The 9,811-nt window shown below is 62.1% G+C and carries 11 protein-coding genes; 4 read left to right on the forward strand and 7 right to left on the reverse strand.

Going from position 1 to position 9,811, the window contains the following annotated elements:
- The first annotated feature begins 18 nt into the window (after positions 1–18).
- The gene (locus AC5JJ6_RS25775) at positions 19–1,137 is read left to right on the forward strand and encodes an alkene reductase (RefSeq protein WP_496044808.1); all 1,119 of its coding nucleotides are present in this window, start codon (positions 19–21) and stop codon (positions 1,135–1,137) included.
- Between the two features lie 49 nt (positions 1,138–1,186).
- On the opposite strand, the gene AC5JJ6_RS25780 is transcribed toward AC5JJ6_RS25775, so the two are convergent.
- The 5 genes from AC5JJ6_RS25780 to AC5JJ6_RS25800 form a co-directional block, all read right to left on the reverse strand.
- Entirely contained in the window at positions 1,187–1,447 is a 261-nt protein-coding gene (locus AC5JJ6_RS25780) for a hypothetical protein (protein ID WP_496044809.1), read from the reverse strand.
- 162 nt (positions 1,448–1,609) lie between these two features.
- Entirely contained in the window at positions 1,610–2,080 is a 471-nt protein-coding gene (locus AC5JJ6_RS25785; protein WP_496044810.1) for a metal-dependent hydrolase, read from the reverse strand.
- A gap of 145 nt (positions 2,081–2,225) precedes the next feature.
- Positions 2,226–3,065: an alpha/beta fold hydrolase gene (locus tag AC5JJ6_RS25790; RefSeq protein WP_496044811.1), complete on the reverse strand. Its 840-nt coding sequence runs from the start codon at positions 3,063–3,065 to the stop codon at positions 2,226–2,228.
- 28 nt (positions 3,066–3,093) lie between these two features.
- Positions 3,094–3,342, reverse strand: a complete 249-nt coding sequence (locus AC5JJ6_RS25795; RefSeq protein WP_496044812.1) for a hypothetical protein — start codon at positions 3,340–3,342, stop codon at positions 3,094–3,096.
- Between the two features lie 74 nt (positions 3,343–3,416).
- Entirely contained in the window at positions 3,417–4,328 is a 912-nt protein-coding gene (locus tag AC5JJ6_RS25800) for an aldose 1-epimerase (RefSeq protein WP_496044813.1), read from the reverse strand.
- Positions 4,329–4,462: 134 nt separating this feature from the next.
- On the opposite strand from AC5JJ6_RS25800, the gene xylB reads away from it, so the two are divergent.
- On the forward strand, positions 4,463–5,905 hold the full coding sequence (gene xylB, locus AC5JJ6_RS25805; protein ID WP_496044814.1) for a xylulokinase: 1,443 nt from the start codon (positions 4,463–4,465) through the stop codon (positions 5,903–5,905).
- Positions 5,906–5,957: 52 nt separating this feature from the next.
- A complete protein-coding gene (locus AC5JJ6_RS25810) occupies positions 5,958–6,779 on the forward strand; it encodes a class II glutamine amidotransferase (protein WP_496044815.1) in 822 nt (273 codons plus the stop codon).
- Positions 6,780–6,795: 16 nt separating this feature from the next.
- Here the strand turns inward: AC5JJ6_RS25810 and AC5JJ6_RS25815 are convergent, their stop codons facing one another.
- Both AC5JJ6_RS25815 and puuE read right to left on the reverse strand, forming a co-directional pair.
- Complete coding sequence (locus AC5JJ6_RS25815) at positions 6,796–6,882, reverse strand: small membrane protein YohP (RefSeq protein ID WP_445009340.1); 87 nt, start codon at positions 6,880–6,882, stop codon at positions 6,796–6,798.
- An 82-nt stretch (positions 6,883–6,964) separates the two neighbouring features.
- Positions 6,965–7,897 (reverse strand): allantoinase PuuE, encoded by a 933-nt coding sequence (puuE, locus tag AC5JJ6_RS25820; RefSeq protein WP_496044816.1) that lies wholly within the window; start codon positions 7,895–7,897, stop codon positions 6,965–6,967.
- A 63-nt stretch (positions 7,898–7,960) separates the two neighbouring features.
- Between puuE and AC5JJ6_RS25825 the strand changes: the two genes are divergently transcribed.
- Complete coding sequence (locus AC5JJ6_RS25825) at positions 7,961–9,541, forward strand: DUF6538 domain-containing protein (protein WP_496044817.1); 1,581 nt, start codon at positions 7,961–7,963, stop codon at positions 9,539–9,541.
- The last annotated feature ends 270 nt before the right edge of the window (positions 9,542–9,811 follow it).

The following is a 9,811-nucleotide window of genomic DNA, read 5'->3' on the forward strand; positions in this document are numbered from 1 at the left end:
CGAATAAAAGGAAGCGCAATGAGCACCCACGCTGAAAGCGACCTGTTCCAGCCCGTCGAACTCGGTCCCTATACCCTGGCCAACCGCATCGTCATGGCTCCGCTGACCCGCAGCCGCGCCAACAAGGACGACGCGCCGTATGAAATGCATGCGGAGTATTACGGCCAGCGCGCGACCGCTGGGCTGATCATCAGCGAAGCGACTCAGATTTCCCGGCAGGGCAAAGGCTACGCCTTCACGCCCGGCATCCACAGCGACGCACAGGTCGCGGGCTGGAAGAAGGTGACCGACGCCGTCCACGCCAAGGGCGGTCGCATCTTCCTGCAGCTTTGGCATGTCGGCCGCATATCGCACCCCGATCTCCAGGAGAACGGCGCGCTTCCGGTCGCTCCCAGCGCCATCAAGCCGGAAGGCAAGGCCTTCACCGAAGCCGGCTTCGTGCCGTTCGTGACGCCACGGGCCCTCGAACTGGACGAGATCCCCGGTGTGGTCGAACAGTACCGGGTTGCTGCCGAGAACGCGAAGCGGGCCGGCTTTGACGGTGTCGAGGTCCACGGCGCCAACGGCTACCTGCTCGATCAATTCCTGCGTGACGGCACCAACAAGCGTACCGACGCCTATGGCGGCTCGATCGAGAACCGTGCCCGGTTGCTCCTGGAGGCGACTGAAGCGGTAGTCAAGGTCTGGGGCGGCGACCGCGTCGGTATCCGGCTGTCACCGATCAGCCCGGCGAACGACATTGCCGACAGCAATCCCGAACCGCTGTTCAGCTATGTGGTGGAGCAACTGAACCGCTTCGGCCTTGCCTATCTGCATCTGGTCGAGGGCGCCACCGGCAGCAGCCGGGCGGTAACGGGTGAGGTCGATCTCCAGAAGCTCCGCAGCCTGTTCAAGGGCCTTTACGTCGCGAACAACCTGATCGACCGCGATACAGCCCTGGAACTCCGCCGCACCAATGCCGCCGACCTCGTAGCGTTTGGCCGACCGTTCATTTCGAACCCGGATCTTGTGGAGCGTCTGCGCATCGATGCGCCGCTGACCCCCGCCAACCACGAGACCTTCTACGGTGGCGGTGCCGAAGGCTACACCGACTATCCGTTCCTTAGCGAGGCCGAGCGTCTGAACGCGGCGGATTGATGAAGCGCGCTGTTGGGGCCTGGGCCCCAACAGCGCCCGATCGCTACGGTCAGGCCGCTTCTTCCAGTTCGGCGGCCTGATCTTCGTCTTCCGGGGGAACGGGACTTTGAAGGCCGATGCGGTAATAGGAGAGCCGCTCCCGCTGAAGCGTTTCGACGTAGTCGATCAGGCTCTCCCTCAAAAAGCCGGGGCCGCATGCCTCGGCCCGGCTCAAAACAGCGCCTATGTAGTCGTCAAGCAACATGATGTGCATAAGGGCGGCACGCATGGCGATGCTTTGATTTAGGGTCTTCACGTTATCGTCCGGCATAGTTCCCCCTGAAGGCTTTTTGATTGTTGGTCGGTCTTTATAGCCGCTATATGCAGATCAGCCGAGTCTCTACCAAGTCTTCTATCCGCAGGTGCTTGGACGGCATGCGGGCTACTGCCGTGGGGACGCCGGAACACTGTCTCCCCCGTTCGAATTCTTCGATCAGCATGCTCCCATCGATCGGGCGAAGAGCCAGCCCGCCACCAAGGTCACCAAGGCCTGTTCCGCGAAGGAGCCAGTCTTGACCAGCGGAAAGGCGAAGGTGCGGCGCAGCGGCCATGCGAGACACAGGCCTTGCGGCGTGATCAGGTCGGCCGCCAGATGGCTGGCGTAGCCGATGACGAAGGGCAGGGTGTGGTGCCATTGCTGGCCGTCCCAGCGCAGGCAGGCGATGCAGGCGGCTACGGCGACGACCGAATGGGTCACGCCCCGATGACCGAACAGCTTTGAAACCGGTACCGAAATGACTTTCACGCGGCGGCCGACCCAGGATTTCGGGTGGTCGATGTCGGGGCTCAGCGATCCCGCAACGGCCAGTCCCAGCGCTACCGGGTCGAGCAGCGGCAGTCCCATGTCATGGGCGATGTAAAGCCACGCCGCCGCTCCGATCAGGACATGCGAGCCGGCCATCATGGCGCGGCGATATCCGAATTATCCCGATCTGCCGGGAAGCGTTGAGAGACCATCTGAGAGACATGCAATAAAATGTTGATTCCATTGCGAGTCTATCTGGTTTATCCACAGAACTAAAGCTGAACATTCAGGTTTTTTGGTGGCATCAGGAAGCCAGGAAATCCCTCACCCGGCCGATCTGATCCGGCACGTTCAGCGCCGGCGCATGACCGCAACCGGGAACGGTGACGAGCGTCGCGCGCGGGCCGGTTTCCGTCATGCGCTTCGCCGGATCGGGCAGCAGCAGATCGGAGTCTGCGCCGCGCAGAAGAAGAGTCCGGGCGCCGATCCGCCCATAGTCTTCCCACTGGTCGTAGTCGCGCGGGTGACCGGTGAACTGCTGCACGATCTTCGGATCGTAATGAGCCGTGATCCGGCCATCGTCACGGCGGCGGACCGATGTCCGCGCCATATGGCGCCACTGGTTTTCGGAAAGATGGCCGTATGGGACGTAGGCCTTGCGCAGCCAGCCTTCCAGCTCCGCCATGGTGTCGAACACCGGCGGACTGCCGACATAGGCCAGGATGCGTTCCACGGCCGGCGCCGGCAATTCCGGTGCTATGTCGTTGATGACGAGGTGGGTGATCCGGTCGCGCAGCGGACCGCCCGCCATCCTGACGCCCAGGGCGCCGCCCATCGACGTACCGACCCAGCGCATCTGCCCGATGCCGAAATGATCGCACAAGGCCACCGCGATCCTGCCGTAGCTCTCGAAGCTGTAGTCGCTTGCCGGATCCCGGGCCCATTGAGACAGGCCCCGGCCGATCTGGTCTGCCGCCAGCACGCGGTAATGAGGCGCCAGCGCCTCGGCGAGGTCGCGGAAATCGGCGCTGCTGCGGGCGAGCCCGTGCCACAGGACGACGGTGGCGGACCGCCCCGCTCCCCATTCCGTAACGGCGACCTCATGTCCTTCGAGGATGGGGAAATGCAGCAGCGGTTGGCTCATGGCGGGTTCCTAACTCGAAGAAGCGTGTTCAGGACAGGAAGGGGAACAATCCCATGACGGCCGCGACCACGCTGTCGTAGCAGGTCAGCGTCGGGCTGAACATCACCGCCAGGGCATCCGTCGTCTTGCCGTCCCAGGCGAGCCCGGCTGCGGTGAAGCCGGCGTCCCACAAGCCGGAGCAGCCGCTCGCGATTGTGTTGAACGCTGTTCCGGCGTCGCTGGCGAAGTCGTGGGCCGCATCGGTCGCCTTGTTCAGAGTCTCGGTCGTCTCGTTCACGGTCGGTCCTGTCGCGTCTCGTTCGGATTGAAGCTCAGATATCGCGACGCCCGGGCATTGTTCAATCCCGCCTATCAGCGCAGGCTGGAAACCTTGAAGCGGATCGTGCCGCCGAAGACCTGTCCGGGCGCCAGTTCCGCGAAGCCGGTGCCGCTTTCCCCGGCGGCCGCCCGGTTGACCGCGTCGGTCATATGGCTGACCGGTTCGAAGCAGAAGTAGTCCTGGTGCGCCGGGACGTAGATCACGGCATGCCGGAACGGCGGCGTGGCCTCCACCGTCAGCCGCGTTTCGGCGCTGGGCCAGTCGATGACGGCAAGGCCGCTCCAGCCGGTGAAGTTGTTGTCCAGGACGGCTTCGTCCAGCGCTATCCCGTGCGGGAAATCCCAGCCGATGGGAAGGGGCACGCGTTCGACCGGGATGTGGCGGTCGTCGCCCAGCCACACGCCGTCCAGCTCGGCGGTCAGGGTCGTCCCGAGCGGCTTGGGGAAGTAGGGATGCAGCCCCAGTCCCGCCGGCATGGGCAGGTCGCCCAGGTTGGCCAGTTCCAGCGTGATGCTCAGGCTGTCCTCGTCCAGTTGGAACCGCTGCGTCGCCCGGTACGGGTAGGGCCAGCAATCGGCTTCATGCGAGAACGAGAGGAGCGCCGTGTGGTCGTCCTGCTCGACGACGTTCCAGGGAGTCTTCCAGCCGTGGCCGTGGATCACGTCCTGGATGAAGGGGGCGTTCGGCGGCAGGTCCACCGCCCGGCCGTGGAAGACGAAGTGGCTGCCGGCGATCCGGTTGGAGAACGGGACAAGCGGGTGGCAGGACATGTCGTTGGGATCGGAGCGGTCGATCCCCTGCGGCTGGGCGGGGCGCATCAGATGGATGGGCGGCTGCTCGTCCCGGTACAGCATCAGCCGGGTGATCGATCCGCCGCAGGACGGACTGATCCCGCATTCCATCGGGCCGTGCCTCAGGACGATCGAACCTGCCGGTGATGCCATGGGGTGCCTCGGATGCTGCTGCGGCGTTGTGGAGACCGGCGGATATGACATAGCCTGCAAACAAATGAAAGCCGTGTCGGCAAGATCCGGCAACATACGGTTGGCGATTGGCAAAAGGGCAGGGAGGCGGGACCGTGTATCTCGGGATCGATTTGGGCACATCGGGCGTCAAGGCCGTGCTGGTGGACCGCGACCAGACCGTGGTCGCACAGGCGACGGCGCCGCTGGCCGTGTCCCGTCCCCGCCCGCTGTGGTCGGAACAGGATCCGGAAAGCTGGTGGCAGGCGACCAACTCCGCGGTGACCGAGCTCCGGCGCAGCCACCCGCGCGACATGGCCGAGGTAACCGGCATAGGCCTGTCGGGCCAGATGCACGGCGCCACCCTGCTCGATGGCCGCGACCGGGTGCTGCGGCCGGCCATCCTATGGAACGACGGGCGCAGCGGAGCCGAATGCGCCGAGCTGACCCGCCGGGTCCCGGACCTTCCCCGCATCGCCGGCAACCTTGCCATGCCGGGGTTCACGGCGCCGAAGCTGCTTTGGGTCGCGGAACACGAGCCGGAGATCTTCGGCCAGATCGCCAAGGTCCTGTTGCCCAAGGACTATATCCGCCTCCGCATGACCGGCCGTTACGCTTCCGATATGTCCGATTCGGCCGGAACGCTCTGGCTCGACGTCGCCGGCCGCCGCTGGTCGCCGGAACTGCTGGACGCCACCGGCCTGGACGAGGACGAGATGCCCGAGCTGTTCGAGGGCACCGAACCGACCGGCCTGCTGCTGCCGGAGGTTGCGTCCGCCTGGGGCCTGGGCGATGCGGTCGAAGTCGCGGGCGGCGGCGGCGACAACGCGGCGGGGGCCGCCGGGGTGGGGGTGCTGAAGCCTGGATCGGCTTTCCTGTCGCTCGGCACCTCCGGCGTTCTGTTCGTCGCCAATGCCGGGTTCGCGCCCAACCCGGACCGGGGCGTCCACGCCTTCTGTCACTGCTTTCCCGGCCTGTGGCACCAGATGTCGGTGATCCTGAGCGCCGCCAGTTGCCTGACCTGGGTCACCTGCCTGACGGGAGCCGCCGGTGAAAGCCAGCTTCTGGCGGAGGTCGAGGCCGCCGGGCGGGGCACCGGATCGCTGCTGTTCCTGCCGTACCTGTCGGGCGAACGTACGCCCCACAACGATCCCCACGCGAAGGGCGTCTTCTTCGGCCTGACCCATGAACATACCAGGGCGGACCTTGCCCGCGCGGTGCTGGAGGGAGTGGCCTACGCCTTCGCCGACGGACAAGGCGTCCTCGGCGAAGCGGGCACCGAGATCACCAGCGTCTCGGTGATCGGCGGCGGCGCCCGCAGCCGCTTGTGGGGCGGCATCCTGGCCGACGTGCGGCGCCGCCCGTCTGGCCCGTCTGGCGGTGACCGGAGAAGACCCGCTGGCGGTCTGCACTCCCCCCGTCAGCGACTTCGTGATCGAACCCGACCCGGAAGCATCCGAGCGGCATGCGGCCAAATTGGCACTGTATCGAGACATATACCGCAACCTGCAAGGATTGTTTCCGGTCCAGGCATCGACATAATTCCGCCGTGGGGTTAACCTTACCTGATTGGGTGAGCCCCATGGTGCCGAACGATATTCCGGAGTGAGCATGTGCCGCTGGCTGGCCTATCAGGGCCGTCCGATTCCGATCGACACTCTTCTTTTCAAGCCCGTCAACTCGTTGATCCACCAGTCGCTTTCCGCCCAGCGCGGCCATGTGCCGACCAATGGCGACGGGTTCGGCCTTGGATGGTACGGCGAGCTGAGGAAGCCGGGCCTTTACCGCGACACGATGCCGGCCTGGAACGACTTCAACCTACGTTCCCTGTCGGAGCAGATCCGGTCCAGGCTGTTCTTCGCCCATGTCCGGGCATCGACCGGGACATCGACGGCGCGCGTCAATTGCCATCCCTTCCGCTACGACCGCTGGCTGTTCATGCACAACGGCCAGGTCGGCGGCTGGCCGATCGTCCGGCGCGAGCTGGAGAACCTGATATCCAACGATCTCTATCCCTTCCGCGAAGGCAGCACCGACAGCGAGGTGATCTTCTACCTGCTGCTGTCCAACGGCGTGGAAGAGAACGTCGATGCCGCCTTCGCCCGCACCTGCCGGCAGGTCGAGGGCGTCATGGCCGCCCATGGCATCGTCGAGCCGTTCCGGATGACCGCCTGCCTGACCGACGGCGAACGCCTGTTCGCGCTGCGTCATTCCAGCGACCACGCGTCGCCGACGCTGTTCCATGCGTCGGGCGGCGGCATCAGCGTCGATCAGGGATGCTGCCGGTTCGAGAGCAGCCAAGGCGACGTGCTGGTCCTGTCGGAGCCGCTGGATGCCATCGAGGCGGTGTGGCAGGAGGTGCCGGAGGGCTACATCCTGTCGGCCAGCGGCGGCAGGGTCGAACTCCACGCCTTCGACCTGAGCCTGGACTAGGCGGCCTCTTCCCCAGCTAGAAGATCAGCGTCAGCAGGCCGATGACGACCAGCAGGCCGATCAGGAAGATGATTCCGATTGCTCCGCCTAGAAGTCTGAACATGCCCTGCCGTCTCCTTCGCGCCGTGCTTGCTGGTTCCGAAAAAGCCAACACCGGCGGCGCGAAGGTGTTCCTTCCGCAGGCCTCAACCCTTGGATGAGACCGGCCGGTAGGGGTGGTGCTCGATCCAGTGGTTCGCGATATCGATCCGGCGGCAGACCCAGACGCTGTTATGGCTCTGGATGTAGTCGAGGAAGCGGGCGAGGGCGGCGGCGCGGCCGGGACGGCCGACCAGCCGGCAGTGGAGGCCGATCGACATCATCTTCGGCTTCGAGGCCCCTTCGGCGTAGAGGACGTCGAAGCTGTCCTTCAGATAGCTGAAGAACTGATCGCCGGAGTTGAAGCCCTGCGCCGTGGCGAAGCGCATGTCGTTGGCATCCAGCGTATAGGGCACTATGAGCTGCGGCCTGCCGTGGCTGTCGTCCCAGTAGGGCAACTCGTCCGCGTAGGAATCAGCGTCGTAGACGAAGCCGCCTTCCTCCGCCACCAGCCGCCGGGTATTGGGGCTGCACCGGCCCAGATACCAGCCGAGCGGACGGCTGCCGGTAAGCTCGGTCTGGACCTGGATGGCGCGGAGCATATGGTCGCGCTCTTCCTCCTCGCTCATGTACTGGTAGTCGATCCAGCGCCAGCCATGGGTCGCGATCTCGTGCCCCGCCTCGACCATGGCGGCGACGGCATCCGGGTTGCGCTGCATCGCCATCGCGACGCCGAACACCGTCAGCGGCAGCTTCCGTTCCCCGAACATCCGCATCAGCCGCCAGAACCCGGCGCGGCTGCCGTATTCGTAGATCGACTCCATGTTGACATGGCGCACGCCCTTGAGCGCCTGTGCCCCGACGATCTCCGACAGGAACGCCTCGGAAGCGGCATCGCCATGAAGAACGCAGTTCTCGCCGCCTTCCTCGTAGTTCATCACGAACTGGACGGCGATCCGGGCGCCGCCGGGCCACTTGGCGTCGGGAACCCTTGAACCATAGCCAACCATATCGCGTGGATAGCTTTTTTCAGTAGACATGCATCCTCCTCCCAATACATAAAACCAATACGCAACCCAATACACCAGAAAGGGAACGGAGCCGTGGGTGCAACGCCGCAAGTCGCAGATGCGACCTTAGTTCGTGGTCGCTGGGTCTTCAATGTACGCGTCCCTAAAGCGCTTGTGTCGCGTTTTAACCGGAAGATCTTTCAAAGGGCGTTAGGAACTGGCGATGCTCGTGAGGCCAAGAAGCGGGCAGCGGCCATGAGGGTCAACTTCGACAAAGCTTGCGAATTGCTGGAAGCTGGCAAGACGCTGAAGTATGCTCTTATGGCGAGTGGCTTCGATGAGGGCAATCCATTCGAGATGGCGCAAGTAGCTATTGACAATATGCGTCCCAGCGCTCGCGCAGCTTTGTTGGATGGGGTTGCGCCGCTCCCTGGCAGGAGTGAGGTAGATGCGCTTATCCACGAGCTTCGATTGCGCCGTCTCACAGTCGGCGATGCAATAAGGGAAACGAGTGTAATTGCTAAGCTGCCTGATCCAGTCGACAGGGAAATTGAAAGCTATCGTATCAAAAGAAAGGTTATGGATCCTTATTACAGCCTGACAGATAGGTTAGGGAATATAGGTCTTCTGGCTCCGCCTCCGAAAGTTGCAAGCATCCATGATATGCTGTTAAAGTGGAGAAACGAAACTCAACCCAAACTTATGCAGATAAAAGTATTTGAAATGTCTGTGCGACGCTTCGTGGACGTCGTTGGTGATATTTCTGTTGACAAGATTACTGCTAAACATGTTGCAATGTACAAAGATAGCATTGCTAGACTTCCTACAGACACCAAGCGGGCAGACATGCATGGAAAATCTGTTCAAGAGCTTATCAGGATAGCCGATAGGGGAAATCTTAAGCGAGTCGAGTCTACTATGGTAGCTCGTCATCTTTCATCTATCCGAACATTACTGGAAATTGCGAAAGAAAACGGAGTCACGTTGGAGAACGTCGCCGATAGCATAAAGATTAGAAGGAAGAAAAAGAATGATGAAGAGGAAAGCAAGCGTGCGCTTACTGCAGATGAGCTGAACAAATACATGGCTGCCGTTGCTCAGGAGTTTGATGTAAAGGATGATGCTTACTGGTTCCTTCCTATCGGCATCTACTCGGGAATGAGGCGTGAGGAAATTGGACAACTGGATATTTTAGATGTTTGTGTCGATAATGGAATATACTACTTTAACGTGAATGCGCTCAACGGCAAGACCGTCAAGAACCCCACATCGAAGCGTCTAGTACCCATGCATCAGCGCCTCATTGATCTTGGGTTCTTAAACCACATCGAACGTTCTAAAGAGAAGGGTGCTGGTAAGATATTCAAATCACTTCGGAAAGATGGTAGCGGGCGCTGCACGTCCGCCATGTCCAAGCGCCAAGCGCGTGTTATGCGTGAGGTTGCGGGGCTTACTGATCCGGACTTGGCTCCATGCCATTCCACTCGTCATACGTTTATTTCTGCATGCCGCGATGCTGAAATGAACGAGCTGACAATGCAGGCTATCGTTGGTCAGCAAGGCTCCAACGCTGTTACTGCCGGGTATGGACGTCGAGCCATCTTGGAAACACTTAACAAGGCCATTCAGAAGGTCGAGCACATTGGTTCGGATATAAGCAACTTGATTCGGTAACCCACGGAGCCATCCAACTAACCCGTGGCGCCTGCTGACAGCAGGAGCACAGTACCTCCAGATCTGGCAACATACCTTCCTCATGTTTCCAAGGCCGTATAGCTAGACCCAATCCACCCGTATAGCTAGGTAGGTCTGCCACGGTGCTTTCCCGTCAACTAGCCGTATAGCTAGCCAATCTGCCCGTATAGCTAGCCAATCTCACGTCATCTGATCGTTAAATCGTGCTAGAACACCGTTAAAGAAATCGCCCCGGGTGTACAGCTCCTG

It is taken from the genome of Skermanella sp. (assembly GCF_059503625.1).